Annotated in this window: 12 protein-coding genes and 1 tRNA gene; 4 read left to right on the top strand and 9 right to left on the bottom strand. The window is 50.1% G+C overall.

The window, feature by feature from the left end:
* Position 1 precedes the first annotated feature (1 nt).
* The 3 genes from aroC to QEH59_RS01755 all read right to left on the bottom strand — a co-directional run bounded on the left by aroC (position 2) and on the right by QEH59_RS01755 (position 2,664).
* Positions 2-1,102 (bottom strand): chorismate synthase, encoded by a 1,101-nt coding sequence (gene aroC, locus QEH59_RS01765; RefSeq protein ID WP_308983644.1) that lies wholly within the window; start codon positions 1,100-1,102, stop codon positions 2-4.
* Between the two features lie 72 nt (positions 1,103-1,174).
* On the bottom strand, positions 1,175-1,903 hold the full coding sequence (locus QEH59_RS01760) for a response regulator transcription factor (RefSeq protein ID WP_308983643.1): 729 nt from the start codon (positions 1,901-1,903) through the stop codon (positions 1,175-1,177).
* Between the two features lie 683 nt (positions 1,904-2,586).
* Positions 2,587-2,664, bottom strand: a tRNA-Glu gene (locus QEH59_RS01755).
* Positions 2,665-2,795: 131 nt separating this feature from the next.
* Between QEH59_RS01755 and QEH59_RS01750 the strand changes: the two genes are divergently transcribed.
* The 3 genes from QEH59_RS01750 (at position 2,796) to QEH59_RS01740 (ending at position 5,340) form a co-directional block, all read left to right on the top strand.
* A complete protein-coding gene (locus tag QEH59_RS01750; RefSeq protein WP_308983642.1) occupies positions 2,796-3,704 on the top strand; it encodes a phosphoribosylaminoimidazolesuccinocarboxamide synthase in 909 nt (302 codons plus the stop codon).
* Between the two features lie 68 nt (positions 3,705-3,772).
* On the top strand, positions 3,773-4,219 hold the full coding sequence (locus QEH59_RS01745; RefSeq protein ID WP_308983641.1) for an abscisic acid-deficient protein Aba4 family protein: 447 nt from the start codon (positions 3,773-3,775) through the stop codon (positions 4,217-4,219).
* On the top strand, positions 4,216-5,340 hold the full coding sequence (locus QEH59_RS01740) for a metallophosphoesterase (RefSeq protein WP_308983640.1): 1,125 nt from the start codon (positions 4,216-4,218) through the stop codon (positions 5,338-5,340). Before QEH59_RS01745 ends, QEH59_RS01740 begins: the two co-directional genes overlap by 4 nt.
* Positions 5,341-5,401: 61 nt before the next feature.
* Here the strand turns inward: QEH59_RS01740 and lptE are convergent, their stop codons facing one another.
* The 6 genes from lptE to elbB form a co-directional block, all read right to left on the bottom strand.
* Positions 5,402-5,977, bottom strand: coding sequence for an LPS assembly lipoprotein LptE (gene lptE, locus QEH59_RS01735; protein WP_308983639.1), 576 nt, complete (start codon positions 5,975-5,977; stop codon positions 5,402-5,404).
* A 45-nt stretch (positions 5,978-6,022) separates the two neighbouring features.
* The gene (gene bamD, locus QEH59_RS01730) at positions 6,023-7,045 is read right to left on the bottom strand and encodes an outer membrane protein assembly factor BamD (protein WP_308983638.1); all 1,023 of its coding nucleotides are present in this window, start codon (positions 7,043-7,045) and stop codon (positions 6,023-6,025) included.
* A gap of 40 nt (positions 7,046-7,085) precedes the next feature.
* Positions 7,086-8,084 carry a beta-ketoacyl-ACP synthase III gene (locus QEH59_RS01725; RefSeq protein WP_308983637.1) on the bottom strand — a complete coding sequence of 333 codons (999 nt, stop codon included), beginning with the start codon at positions 8,082-8,084 and terminating at the stop codon, positions 7,086-7,088.
* 73 nt (positions 8,085-8,157) lie between these two features.
* The gene (gene plsX / locus QEH59_RS01720; RefSeq protein ID WP_308983636.1) at positions 8,158-9,201 is read right to left on the bottom strand and encodes a phosphate acyltransferase PlsX; all 1,044 of its coding nucleotides are present in this window, start codon (positions 9,199-9,201) and stop codon (positions 8,158-8,160) included.
* Between the two features lie 39 nt (positions 9,202-9,240).
* Positions 9,241-9,420, bottom strand: a complete 180-nt coding sequence (gene rpmF, locus QEH59_RS01715; RefSeq protein ID WP_308983635.1) for a 50S ribosomal protein L32 — start codon at positions 9,418-9,420, stop codon at positions 9,241-9,243.
* A gap of 111 nt (positions 9,421-9,531) precedes the next feature.
* Entirely contained in the window at positions 9,532-10,191 is a 660-nt protein-coding gene (elbB, locus tag QEH59_RS01710) for an isoprenoid biosynthesis glyoxalase ElbB (protein WP_308983634.1), read from the bottom strand.
* Between the two features lie 103 nt (positions 10,192-10,294).
* Here elbB and QEH59_RS01705 point away from each other — a divergent pair, with 103 nt between their 5' ends.
* The gene (locus QEH59_RS01705) at positions 10,295-13,327 is read left to right on the top strand and encodes a DEAD/DEAH box helicase (protein WP_308983633.1); all 3,033 of its coding nucleotides are present in this window, start codon (positions 10,295-10,297) and stop codon (positions 13,325-13,327) included.
* The last annotated feature ends 320 nt before the right edge of the window (positions 13,328-13,647 follow it).

Raw genomic sequence — 13,647 nt, 5'->3', positions numbered from 1 at the left:
TTTATTTATTTTCGAAGCCGAAGCTCTGGCATTGTGCTTTGTGGCGCATCCAGTGGTCGATGATTACCAGTGCGGCCATAGATTCGACAATTGGCACGGCGCGTGGTACGACACAAGGGTCGTGGCGTCCGCGGCCCATCAATTCGGTCTCGTTGCCTTCTTTGTCAACTGTGGCCTGTTTTTGTATGAGCGTAGCCGTCGGTTTGAAGGCTACGCGGAAAATGAGCTCTTCGCCGTTGCTGATTCCGCCTTGCACACCACCGGAGCGATTGGTGGCGGTGCCTATGTGGCCCTCTTTATTGACGAAAATGTCATTATGCTCGGAGCCTTGCATAAGTGAGCCGGCGAAGCCGCTGCCGATTTCGAAGCCCTTGGTTGCGGGGATGGAGAGCATGGCTTTGGCTAAGTCGGCCTCCAGTCTGTCAAAGACAGGCACGCCTAGACCTACGGGAACATTACGTACGCGGCATTCGATGAGGCCCCCCACGGAGTCACCTTCGTTGCGCATCGCTTTAATACGGTCGACCATTTTTTCGGCTGTCGCTGCGTGTGGACAGCGTACGGGGCTGGCCTCGACCTCTTCCAGGCTTGGAAAGTGGTTCATTGCGGGCATTTCAATGTCGTGGACGCGGGTGATGTAGGCGCGTACTTCAATGTCGCCGCTAAGCTTTAAGATTTTCTTGGCAATGGCGCCTGCGGCCACGCGACCAATGGTTTCGCGTGCGGAGGAGCGGCCACCACCTTCGTGGTTACGAATGCCAAATTTTGTTTGGTACGTGAAGTCCGCGTGAGAAGGACGGAATTTATCCTTCATTTCTGAGTAGGCAGCAGGGCGATGGTCCCCATTGGGTACGTAAATCCCGATCGGGGTGCCTGTGGTTAGACCATCGTAGATGCCTGACACGATTTCGGCGCGGTCGCTTTCTTTACGAGGTGTCGTAATATCGCTCTGGCCTGGGCGGCGGCGATCCAGTTCAATTTGTATTTCTTCAACCGAAAGCGGTAGGCGTGGCGGGCAGCCGTCGATTACAACGCCAATGCCGCCGCCGTGACTCTCACCCCAAGTGGAAATACGAAATAGTGTGCCAAAAGAATTACCCATACTGCCTGCATGCAAAGACTGCAGCCGCTGAAGTCAATGCTGCCGCGTAGTGTGTGCGGTGAAAGTGTGGCGCTAGGACTGCGCTGTGCTAATGTCGCCATCGCTGGGGTCGACGAGTAAATTGGCAATCGCCCAGCGGGTCAGTGCAGCAACATCATGTAAATCCAGTTTCTTCATGATATTGGTTCGGTGAGTATCCGCGGTGCGAACACTCATGCCCAGTTTTGCCGCAATTTCTTTATTGCTGTAGCTTTCAGCGATTAATTGAACGATTTCCCGTTCGCGGGTGGTGAGCGCTTCCAATGAATCATCCTGTCCACCACTAACCATGAGTTCACGCATGGCATCGACTACCCGCGGGCTGAAGTAAGAGCGTCCTTCTGACACTAAATTGATTGCTTTTTCCAGCTCTTCCAGTCCCGCATCTTTTTCAATATAACCGGTGACACCGGACTTTAAGAGACGATTGACCATTGTATTGGACGACGCCGCGGAGAATATCAGAATATTGATTTTAGGGTTTTTAGCTTTTAAGCGACGCAGCACCTCACTGCCGTTCAGCTTTGGGAGCATGATATCCAATATCACTAGATCTGGTGCCTGCTCCAGGCAAAGCTCATAACCCTCAGCACCATCGCCCGACTGCGCGATTACCTGCATATTCGGGTAACCGCTAATCAACTGACAAATGAGGTCGCGCATGATTGTTTGATCTTCGATGACGATTACTTTTTTCATTGCGATATTTAGGTTCGGGTTGCGATGAGTCTCTGGCTTATTGGCATCTAATAGCTGTGTCATGATTATGGAAATACTTAAGTTGAGTTATTCGGTTTGGAACGGTTAGGGTGTTCCTGTTACAAACTGACAAAGGAGTCATCTAAAAGTTTCTTTTTTATGTGATATGGATTAGGCGCTGAGTGGATCGTTCGCGTTGCCTTTGAAGCAAGCCTATTCTGGCTGCATTCGCCCTGTATTTTACGGTAGAGCCTAGGAATGGCGCTTAATACATATTGGGATCACGTTTTCCCTGCGCTCGCTGCTGTGAGGGAGGCGCGATTTTAAGCTGTCCGTTCCATTCCAATGACTCACGTGTCTGATTCGTCGAATTGTTGAGTTACGTGGTCGCTTTTGAAGGAAATTATATGAAATGCTTGGTTATCTTGTATCTGATAGGTTTGGAGTGAGCTTGATCTAAGTAGGAGCCTTAGTTTGGGCCTGTGAAGATACGTATTTGAGTTTTTAGCACATGCCTGTAAATCGGATAAGCTTTGAGCGCTTCCTTTTTACAAGGCCTTCACATTTGTATGTCGGTGATTAGCGTCGATCGCACTTGTAGCCGGCTGGAACAAAAGTCGGCGCATTTCAGTTTGATAGAGTCAGGGGAGCTCTGGGCCTGATTATTCGCTTGGGAGTTGGTAGATACAAAAAAAAACGGATTTGCTAAATGTAATTAGCAAATCCGCTCTAATTGCCATTTAAAATGGCCTCCCGTAGGGGATTCGAACCCCTGTTGCCTGGATGAAAACCAGGTGTCCTAGACCGGGCTAGACGAACGGGAGGTGAGGAGAAGTCACGGAAGCTACGTTTCGGATTCATCTCTGCAAGCCCTTTTTTCAAAAAAGTGCATTTTTTCTCATTTTACCTCTAAAATCCGTTTGCGCGGCGGGCCTCAGTTACTCATCTAAGGGCTATGTCCAATATTGATTTACCGTTTCCGATGCCTGAAAAAGCACTCCTTAAAGTGGAGGGGCTGCCATATCCGCTAGTAGCTGCGGGGAAAGTTCGAGAAGTTTTTGATATGGGAGACGCGCTGCTGATGGTTGCGACTGATCGTGTGTCGGCATTTGACGTGGTGATGAATGAGGGCTTGGCGGGGAAAGGTATTTTACTGACTCAAATTAGCCTCTATTGGTTTGGGTGTGCCGAGCAGCTGACTGAACACCATCTGGTTGATAATCATGCTGCACGTATTGCTAAACTTGGTGAAGCCTATCCTGAGCTTCAGTATCGTAGTATGATCGTTAAAAAATTGAAGCCGCTCCCTATCGAAGCAGTGGTTAGAGGTTATTTGTCGGGGTCGGGGTGGAAGGCCTATCAGCAATCCGGGGCATTATTTGAATATCCCTTGCCGGATGATTTGTTGGAGAGTAGTGCCTTGCCTAAACCTCTCTTTACGCCGACGACAAAGGCGGCGAGCGGACACGATATGCCAATCGATTGTGCAGATGCTGCCAAATTGATTGGCAAAGACCTTTTTCGGCGGGTGCATGATTTAAGTCTTGGATTGTATGCCATGGGACTGGCGCGCGCCGATGCGGCAGGTATTATTTTGGCAGACACTAAGTTTGAATTTGGTACCGATAGTGAGGGGAAGCTTTATCTGATTGATGAAATCTTAACGCCAGATTCCTCGCGTTACTGGCCTAAAGGTAGTTTTGCGCCGGGAGGGGCGCAACCTTCTTACGATAAGCAGTTTGTGCGGGATTATCTTGAGTCTTTGGATTGGGATAAGACGCCGCCGCCGCCAGCACTGCCAGTGGATGTCTTGGCGGGGACTCTTGAGCGATATATTGAGGCTTATGCAAAGATTGTCGGATAGCTTGTGTTTGAACGGGGTGTCATTCGGTCGTTTATTGTAATTGTACCATCGCAGGCATGCCGATTTGGTTGATTGAGCTGTTTGGAGCGCGTGAATTGGATACGTTGTTTTTGGTGATTACCTTGATGACGGCCCCGTTTTGGATCGCGATGATTGCTTTTCCGCGCGCTCGTTATATGCGGTGGATTGCTCAGCCATGGTCGGTGGTGCCGTTGTTTTCGCTGATCTTGCTGATTTTACTTTGGCGTTCTTATCAAGCGGCATTATTGCCTGAAGTTGTGACCACCGCCAGCTATGATGCAGCGCGTAGCTTTGCGGATCATCCGATTGCGTTTTTAGTGCTGTTTTGTAATTTGCAGATAATTAATTTGTTTTTAGGAGTTATGATGTATCAAAAAGCTAGGCAGAGTGGATTTCAGGCATCTGTGGAGTTGACGCTTTGCTGGTTTTTTGGGGCATTGGCACTGATCCCGTTTAGTATTCGTCTAGTAGTTAGAAAGCAGGCTGGATTATGACGGAGCTGACAGGCCTTGGAATGACCGATGTGGCTTCACGCTCACGTAGTGGACGTATTTGGGTCTGGGGGAGCTTAATCGCTCTTGTGATCGGACTGTATGTTTTGGTGCGTAATTATTTATATATTCAGGATGGGATGCTTGCGCCGAACTTTACGATCATACACCGTGCGTATGATTTTAATTTATTTGAGCTTCCCTTGATTTTGTTTGGAGTCGCAGGGCTATGTCTAGGGCTTGCTGTGACGTGGACGAGTTCGCGGCGCTCCTTAATCTGGGTGGCAGGTATCTATGCCTTCTTAGGGCTCGATTTGTTTTTGTTGCGGTATTATGTCACCTATGTGGAGCCGGAGCGGCTAGTGGTGCGACAGGTGCGTTTGGAGACGCCAAAATTGGATCAGACGGTGCGTATTTTGCACATTGCGGATATTCAGGCAGGGGCAATAGGTGCATATCAGGAGAGCATTTTTGAACGGATTCAGGAGCTGCAGCCTGATTTAATTATCAATACTGGCGATTTCCTCCAGGTGGTCGCTCCAGCGACTTTTGAAAGCGAGTGGCCAAAATTGCACGCTCTCATAGAAAAAGTGAATCCACGTTATGGGAGTTATGCAGTTTTTGGTGACACGGAACGTGAGTTATATCGTTATCAGCCAGAGGCTTTACGACCTTTGGTGATGTTGTCTTCGCGTCAGCAACGTATTCAGGTGGGGCAGGGGGCTATTAGTTTGCATGGCTTGAGCTTATATCAATCAAAGTCCGGGCAGTGGGCGATGCGCTCAATCGAGCAATGGTTAGAGCAGTCAAATCCGAATGATTTTCGGATTTTGTTTGGGCATTCACCTAATTATGCGCTTTCAGTGGCCGAATCTCCCATAGATTTGTGTCTGGCGGGTCATACTCACGGAGGGCAGGTCAACTTACCTTTTTACGGAGCTTTGGTGATCGATAGTGAAATTCCCCGAGAGTGGGCGAAGGGCTTTCGGCGTGTGGGGATTCCGTACCTGAATGTTTCTGCTGGTGCAGGTTCTAATCGCAGGCATGGTTTGCCGCCGTTGCGCTTTAATTGTCCGACTGAAATGACACTGATCGAGCTTGTGCCGATGCGCACGATTCGTTGAAGCGCTTATCGTGGCTTCATCGAAGTTAGGCGTGTGGAGGGGAGGACAGGCTGATTGCGATTTATTTCGCTTCCCAAGGGCTCAGCACTTCGTCAGTTATCTTACGTGCCAAGTCTCTTGTGAGCAAGGACATGGCTTGATATTCAGACTGTAGGAAATCTTGCGTTTCAGGACTTGTCGCTGATTGGTATGGGTTGCTTACGTAGGCGTGTGAAGTCTCTTCAATGATGCGCTCTTGGAAAAAGTAATCGCCCTTATTTTGGTTAAATAAGGAGACTTCGGCGCTCAAAGTGAGGTCGAAGTCGGCAGCAGTTGCGGTGTCATCGCTTCGAGTTGCGGCGGCGGCTCGTTGATATTCAGTCAAATTGACTAACAGGACCGCGTCAGCAGTTTCTGCACTGGTGACTAGCTGAGTTCGACCATCTCGAATGAAGGTGCTACGAATTTGAGTGCTCAGCAGTGCTTGTGCTTGGGGTGCAAAACTATCGTTAGAAACTGGCTTGATGTAGATTGTTTTGAAGGGGAGCTCCGTGGGGTTGCCTAATTGATAGGATTTGCAAGCACTGGTAAAGGCAGTTGCCAGAACTGTGAATGTGACGAGCAGTGTTGCGCGCAGGGCGTGTGGGAGCATCTTCATTGTCTATATTTGTGAGGTGACTGCCAATTAGTCTAATTAATCCAATTAGTCTGAAAGGATTTTACGTAGTATGCTCGCGCTGTTGGTGGGCTTAACGCCTGCTTCTATATCGGCAATGCGCTGGCGTGCTTCTTCCGCTGCTTGCGATTCCGGCGCGATGGTAATGGTTTCATTGTAAAACACGAGTGCCGCTGTATTGTTCGAACGATAATTATAGTAAAAATCGCCAAGACTGAGTTGGCTGCGAGCGAGTAGATCTTCCATTGAGTCCAGGTTACTTTCGACTTCACCGAGATGCTTGCTTTGTGGGAATAGAATGAGAAAGTCTTCGTAGTAGCTGATCGCTTGGCGGGTGGAGCCTTGGTCATATTCGGCGCCCTTGACCAAGTTTGAGTAAGTTTCTGCCATATTGTAGTATGCGTCTGGCGCCAGCATGCTCTGTGGGTAGTAATTGATCAAGCGATCCAAGGCATCGATGGCCTCTTCAGGTTTGTCCTGTCGCTCGGATACGATGGCGATATTCATTAGCGATAGGGGGGCGTAGTCACTGTAGGGGGCGTTGCGAACGATTTGTTCGAACTCACGGGTGGCCTCGGTGTATTGCTTAAATCCGGGAATGATCCAAAGGATGCGGCCACGTGCGCCTTCCATGAGCGCAGTTGCGCAGTCAAATTGAGAGCTGATGACTTGATCGAAGTTTTCGTAGTTTGGGTGTCTGGCAATAATTTCTTGCAGGTTTCGGAAAGCTTTGACCCATCTACCTTCGGTCATATAAATTTGTGCGCGATAGTAGCGTGCATCCGCTGTGGCTTTTGCGTTGGGGTATCCTTTGATTATCTTCTTAAATGTGCGACTCGCGGAGCCTGTGCTGCCCGCCTCTAATTGCCCCTTGCCATGTTTGAGCATGCTGGCGGCTTCGGCTTCTTCTGCTGCACTGGCTATGTTGAGCGAAACGATGTCTTCATCGTCGCCTGAGAACCAACTGAATGGGTTGAGCCCGATTTCAGCGTGTAGTGAACTGGCCAGTAAGAGCCAGAGGGCAAGAAAGCTTGAGAGAGTGCGTTGCATATTAGTGTGTGCGTTGCAGGTTAGTGAGTGCGAGTGTCAGTTATTGCCATTTGATCAGTGAGGCTCCCCAGGTCAAGCCTGCCCCGAAAGCGACCAGTAAGATGAGGTCACCTGATTGAATGCGGCCCTTGCGGAAGGCTTCGTCCAGAGCGATGCCGACGGATGCGCCGGAGGTATTGCCGAAGCGATCAAGATTATTGTGAAATTTCTCCATCGGCAATTTCATTCGCTTGGCCAAGCTGTCAATTATGCGCATATTAGCCTGATGTGGAATCAGTAGATCCACTTGGTCGGCACTGTAATTGTGGAGGTCTAAGACATCCTGACTCACTTGCCCCATAACACGGACGGCTAGTTTGAAGATCTCTTTGCCATTCATTTTTATGAAATGTTGGCGGGCTTGAACCGACTCGGCACTCGCTGGTATCGCGGAGCCCCCCGCTGCCTGATAGAGTAGGCTGGGGTCTGAACCATCAGAGCCTGTGATCGTGTCTAGTAAGCCGACTGCTGGAGCCTCTGTTGTTTCTAGTATGACGGCACTAGCGCCATCGCCGAAGAGTACGCAGGTGCTGCGGTCTTCGAAATCCAATATAGAACTCATTTTCTCGGCGCCGATGATCAGTGCCTTCTTGTAGGTTCCTGTGCGTAGCATCTGGTTGCCCACATTTAGGGCGTAGATGAAGCCTGAGCAGGCTGCTTGAATGTCGAACGCGGTAATGTTGGGGAGTCCCAGCTTGCTTTGTAGGAGGCAAGCCGTAGAGGGGAAGGGCATGTCGGGCGTCATCGTGGCAACGATGATCAGGTCGATCTCGCTGCGTTCGATTTTGGCGGCATCGATGGCTTTTTCTGCTGCCAGCAATGCCATGTCGCTGGTGCTTTCGTTCTTGGCAGCGAAGCGGCGTTCCTTGATCCCCGAGCGCGTGCGGATCCATTCGTCCGAGGTGTCTACAATTTGCGCCATATCATCATTGGTCACTACATTGTCGGGCGTAAAGGCACCGGTGCCGGTTATGATGACGGATTTTGTTGGCTGAGACATTGATAAATATTGATTCTACTTGAATGACTAATTCGAAATTGCGCTGCGTCTGTCAAGCGACAGGCAATTTGATTTAGATCAGGTCATTAGCTTGATTGATATCTGAGCCGATTGAGTCAATCATATCATGCATCACTACTTCGCGGGAAATCCGTAAAGCGTTGGCAATTGCAATATAATTGGAAGAACCGTGCGATTTCAGAATATTACCTTTGAGCCCTAGCAGTGGGGCTCCCGCGTGGTGATCTGGGCTTAGGCGCTCCTTCATATCGCGAAAGGCTGATTTCGCGAGTGCGGCTCCGAGCTTACGCTTGAGGTTGCGCACCAGTTCTTCTTTGATGGTGGCCCCGATAAAGCCGAAGAGTGCTTCGCTGGATTTGAGTACGATATTACCTACGAAGCCGTCACAGACGACGACATCAACGTTGCCTTCGAACAACTGAAAGCCTTCGATGGGGCCTATATAATTGATGACAGAACCGTTGATTTTTTGTAAGTCGGTATGTGTTGCGTTGATCAGGCTATTGCCTTTGCCTTCTTCGGTTCCGATGGTCAGCAGCGCGACTCTCGGGCGTTCGCAGCCAAGGGCTGCTTTAGCGTAGTTGGCTCCTAATACGGCATTTTGAACAAGATTGAGTGCCGTTGACTCTGGATTGGCGCCGACATCAATTAGAACAAAGGGAGTGCGTTTGCTCGGGATAATGATGCCGAGCGCGGGACGATCTACGCCGTCGAGTGGACGTAGGCGCAGTGTGCCGCCTGCCATGAGAGCGCCGGTATTGCCGCAGCTCACCACCGCATCGGCTTTGCCTTCACGTAGCAGCTCAATCGCTTGCGCCATCGAAGAATCTTTTTTCTTACGTAAAGCTTGGATTGGCTTTTCGTCCATTTCCACCACTTGGCTGGCATGGTGGATGTTGATTCTGGCAGGGGCGATTGATAGTTGGCGAACCTTGAGTAATCGTTCGATGAGACGACCTTTGCCGACTAAGGTAAAATTGCAATCAAGAGCGAGCTCTTCAGTTGCATACAAAAGCCCACGGATGAATTCCGTGGGCCCGAGGTCGCTCCCCATGGTGTCAACCGCGATGGTGCATTTACCGCCGGGTGCGCCCATATAGGAAGTCAGATATCAATGTTATGAGGCGTCGAATGCTTAGACTTCAACGTCTAGCACTTGGCGGCCGCGATACATGCCATTGGCAGGATTTACGCGGTGCGGACGGAAAAGTGTGCCGTCTTGCGCGTCTTTCGACAGTTGTGGAAGTGCGAAAGTAGTGGCACCGCGGCGTTTACGGCTGCGTTGCTTGGATTGTTTGCGTTTTGGCTGTCCCATGGAATGTGTGTCTTAGATTAAAGGTTTTGGAGCTAGGCTCGTTTGGAATGCGCGGATTAAATGCTTCAAATTCGCGTCGTCAAGTACTCAATCTGGATAATTTTTCAGTCTTTAGCACAGCTTGAGCACTGCTTCGACGAGTTGATTGATGCCGGACTCAGCTTCGAGGATGGATTCTGCTAGCATGTAGGCGGGGGTACTTACGACCCGATTGGCCTCGTCGATTACGATCGAGTCGACTGGGCAGTCAATGGCCTTGGCGCCTTTGTCATTGAGTGCTGCTGCGGTTTCGGGGTCATTTCCGATCGTCAATTGCACTTGTTTGCCTCCCAGTGCACGAGCGGCTAAAATCGGGGCAATGCACATGAAGCCCTGAGCCTTGCCAGCTTCGTGGGCTGCTTGAATGAGGTCCAGAACTGCCGGATCGACGTCGTAGTCACGACCGTCGAAGGCATAGCTCGAAAGGTTTTTGGCCACGCCAAAGCCGCCGATGTAAATGAAGGCATCGAAGTCTGCGGCTCTTACGTTGTCAAGGGGGAGGATTTCACCGCGCGAGATTCGAGCGGCTTCGCTCATTACGTTGCGGTCTTCGTCTTCTAGTTCATTGCCGCTCGCATGGTCAATGACATGGCGTTGCGTGATATCCGGTGCGATACAGCAGACTTGGGTGTCTGCCCTGGCTAGTGCTAGTAAAGTGAGCACGGATTCATGGATTTCCGCTCCGTCGTAGACGCCGCAGCCCGATAGTATAACAGCAACCTTGGTTTTCATCACGCCATCGATAGGGGATCATTGAGTTCCTGCAATTCTGGAAATAGAAAATATTTTTGCGGGGTTGCCACTTCCTGAATATTTTGTCCGATTCACTGCCTTTATGGCATTTGCATCTAAACCAGCACCGAAATTTGACCGCGATTTTTTGATCGATCTAGGTGGCGGCATCGTCTTCCGTGCAGCTGAAAAACTCTTTGAATCCCACGCTGTTGAATCGGCGGAGTGGGACAGTCCGGTTTTAAAAGGACTTGTCAATGGGGGAGATGGTCAGTTCACTCCAGAGCTAAATCTGCGTTCTACGGTATTTGCGGAGAGTAGCTGTAGCTGCCCAGATGGACGCAAACGTAAGGTTTGTGTGCATGTCTTGGCAACTGCGTTGCACTACCAGGCGCTTCGTGAAGAAGCGAAGCACGCGCAAGTCGCCGAATCTTTGGCAGCCGCACCAGAGCCTGAGGCTGCGCCACGTGAGCAGCCTAAGTTGCCACGGGTGCGCTCTATTAAGCTGGGTGAAGGCGGCATCCCTTTGAGAGTGTTGGTCTTTTTACCGCCAAACCTAGAAGCTGCAGCTCAGCGAGGTGCCATAGTTCTGAAGCTCGATGGTGCAGCAGGGAGGGAAATTCTGCCATTAAATAAGTTGAACCCACGGCAAAAATACACAGTCGTGCCGAAGCAAGTCGCCGTGCTAAAACTGGTGGAATCCTGGTGTGGGGGGAAGCTATCAAGCATCATGCAGCTGACTGGCGGTCAATTACGCAGACTTTTGGATACGCTTAAGGGAGAACCGGTCGTTTATTGGGTTAAAAAACCAAATGCACCCATCGCATGGGTTGAGGGGACCTTGCCGGGTGTCTATGAATTTCTTGGGCAAGCTGAGCCCGAGGTCTCGGTCGAGGGGGCGGCATCGGAGTCTGAACCGGTTGCCTTGGATCCAGAGCCGCCGCGGCAGCGATTTCGCTCGGATATCAGCCTGCGCGAGAAGTCCCGTCCTAATCTACGTCGTATTGCCGAGGCTAAACGTCCGAAATTGTGGAAAACTAGTAAAGAGGACTATCCGGTCGCGAGTGCGGTGGCTGATTCCATGGAGGGGTATTCGACGAGTCGGATTGTGGTGGATGGCTCTACTCATTATATTGCGATTCGCATGCCAGCAGGGGATGCGGATTCGGTGCAGCCGCTGCGACGGATTTTAAAAGCGGAGGGCTTTATGCTCGAGCCCAGTAATCGTAAGTGGTGGTTGCGTGATCGGCATAAGACGCTTAATTTTCTCGCGACTCATTGGAAGGCCCTCCAGGTCGAATGGGGGGCTGAGTTTACTGAAAATTTTCAGGCTAAGTTTAAAGAGGTTGAAATCTCTGCTTTAGATGTGAAGGCGCGTGAGGATGCTGGTAAATTTGCACTGGACATCAGTCTTAGTCAACAAACGGATGAAACTGAGCTGCGACGTGCACTGGCTAGTGGTAAGAATTATGTAGAGTCTATCGATGGAGGAATTACCCTGTTGGATAGTCAATCTGTTGAGCAGTTGCATGAGATTGAACGGGCGATCAGCGGTCAGGCGGATCGTCCTTTTACGCCGACTTTTTCCAAGCGCCTTGATACACAGGATTTAAGTGATGTAGAGGATCTGCTAGATGAGTTGTGTGAAGGCTGGCAGCCGCCTCAAGCTTGGCAGTCGCGTAGCCGTGCTCTAAAGGAAGTCGGTGCGCTGGAAGCGGCTCCGGTGCGACCTGGCTTCGATGCGATATTGCGCACTTATCAGAGGATTGGTGTGGCTTGGCTGTGGCACCTGTATCGTCATCAGCTCGGAGGGGTTCTCGCCGACGAAATGGGCTTGGGGAAAACTCTGCAAGCACTTGCATTGATTGAGTGTATTCGGAAGCAGGATACGGGTGAATTGGATATTTCAGTGGCTCGGCATCCGGCATTAGTTGTGTGTCCCGCTAGTCTGGTAGAGAATTGGCAGCGTGAGACCGCTCGCTTTACGCCTAATCTGAAAACTTTGAAGCACCATGGTCCGCGACGAGCTAAGGAGCCAGTGGTTCTGGAGGAGTACGATCTCATTATTACTTCATATGGCACACTCCGTCAGGATGCGGAATTGCTGAGCACGATGGATTGGTGCGTTGTTATCGGTGACGAGGCGCAGCATATTAAAAACCGTCGGAGTCAGAATGCTAAGACTTTAATGAGCCTTCATGCAGATGGGCGTTTCCTGTTGACCGGCACGCCTGTGGAGAATTCGTTGGATGACCTGCTTTCTCTATTTAGTTTCTTAATGCCAGGTTACTTGCAAAAGCCTGCCGGGAAGTTGTCGCAAGATGATAAAGCATGGCATAATAAGCGGCAGGCAGAGCGTGCCGCCGCCTACATCCTGCGTCGTTCTAAGAAAGAAGTTGCACCTGAACTGCCTGATAAGATTGAGAAGACTTTCTTCTGCGAGCTTGGTGGCAAGCAGCAGCGTTTTTATCAAGAAACCCTAGAGAAAACCCGACGTGATATTTTCAATCTTGAAATGTCTGGAGCCAATGCGGGACGCGTTCAGTTTGCAGCTTTTACAGAGTTACTACGACTGCGTCAGGCCTGTGTCGATCCGCGCATTTTAGATGAAGATTTTCCTGAAAAGGATTCTGCGAAACTCGCTGCTTTTGACGAAGTGTTGGACGAGTGTCTGGACGCCGGAAGCCGTATTTTAGTGTTCTCCAGCTTTGTGACTGCACTTAAGCTGCTGTCAGAGCATTTAGAGAAAAAAGGCCACAAGTTTTGTTACTTGGATGGCAAAACTAAGAATCGTTTGGCGATTTGTGATGAATTCAATCAGGATGAAAGTATTCCTGTGTTCTTGATCTCACTGAAAGCCGGAGGCACTGGCCTGAATTTGACCGGAGCGGACACTGTACTGCATTACGATCCTTGGTGGAATCCAGCTGCAGAGGCTCAAGCGACAGACCGGGCTCATCGTATTGGTCAGACTAAGGTTGTCACCAGTATCAAACTCATCGCAGCGAACACCGTCGAAGAGAAGGTTTTGGAATTGCAGGCTCAGAAGGCTGAAATTCTAAAAGAACTTTTTGAGGAGTCCGAAGCAGCCAATTCCAAGGTGAGTTTAGACGATATTAAGAATTTACTAGGCTGAGTAGGTGTGTTTGCTCGTGAAGATCTATTATATTGCTCCTAGCTGGTTCTGGTAGCTCTGGGAGCAAGATAAAGCGGCGCCCAAATCTAGACTTATGCGATGCGGGGGCCAAATTGCGTTCTGTATTATTCTGATGCTAAGTCCTGATTTCTGGGAAATTCAGTGAGCGTAGGTTTTGTACTCTCAGTTAAATATGGAAACTTCATGTTGGTTCAATCAGCGTTTCAAAACGCGTCGGTGCATGTGCCATCTTCCGCTTGCCGTCCGATTGCACGATTTCGCTTTAATCTGGCAGAATGAGAGTTGCCGACTCTTGGCAA

Origin of the sequence: Thalassobacterium sedimentorum (genome assembly GCF_031127905.1) — a bacterium.
In the GTDB taxonomy this organism is placed as follows: domain Bacteria; phylum Verrucomicrobiota; class Verrucomicrobiia; order Opitutales; family Coraliomargaritaceae; genus Thalassobacterium; species Thalassobacterium sedimentorum.
Note: the sequence above shows the minus strand (reverse complement) of the source record. Positions and strands in the feature narration are given on the sequence as shown.

What these genes read in the sequence shown, in the direction of transcription:
- aroC (WP_308983644.1), bottom strand. Translation starts at nt 1,102, where the DNA reads ATGGGTAATTCTTTTGGCACACTATTTCGTATTTCCACTTGGGGTGAG.
- QEH59_RS01760 (WP_308983643.1), bottom strand. Translation starts at nt 1,903, where the DNA reads ATGACACAGCTATTAGATGCCAATAAGCCAGAGACTCATCGCAACCCG.
- QEH59_RS01750 (WP_308983642.1), top strand. Translation starts at nt 2,796, where the DNA reads ATGTCCAATATTGATTTACCGTTTCCGATGCCTGAAAAAGCACTCCTT.
- QEH59_RS01740 (WP_308983640.1), top strand. Translation starts at nt 4,216, where the DNA reads ATGACGGAGCTGACAGGCCTTGGAATGACCGATGTGGCTTCACGCTCA.
- lptE (WP_308983639.1), bottom strand. Translation starts at nt 5,977, where the DNA reads ATGAAGATGCTCCCACACGCCCTGCGCGCAACACTGCTCGTCACATTC.
- bamD (WP_308983638.1), bottom strand. Translation starts at nt 7,045, where the DNA reads ATGCAACGCACTCTCTCAAGCTTTCTTGCCCTCTGGCTCTTACTGGCC.
- QEH59_RS01725 (WP_308983637.1), bottom strand. Translation starts at nt 8,084, where the DNA reads ATGTCTCAGCCAACAAAATCCGTCATCATAACCGGCACCGGTGCCTTT.
- plsX (WP_308983636.1), bottom strand. Translation starts at nt 9,201, where the DNA reads ATGGGCGCACCCGGCGGTAAATGCACCATCGCGGTTGACACCATGGGG.
- rpmF (WP_308983635.1), bottom strand. Translation starts at nt 9,420, where the DNA reads ATGGGACAGCCAAAACGCAAACAATCCAAGCAACGCAGCCGTAAACGC.
- elbB (WP_308983634.1), bottom strand. Translation starts at nt 10,191, where the DNA reads ATGAAAACCAAGGTTGCTGTTATACTATCGGGCTGCGGCGTCTACGAC.
- QEH59_RS01705 (WP_308983633.1), top strand. Translation starts at nt 10,295, where the DNA reads ATGGCATTTGCATCTAAACCAGCACCGAAATTTGACCGCGATTTTTTG.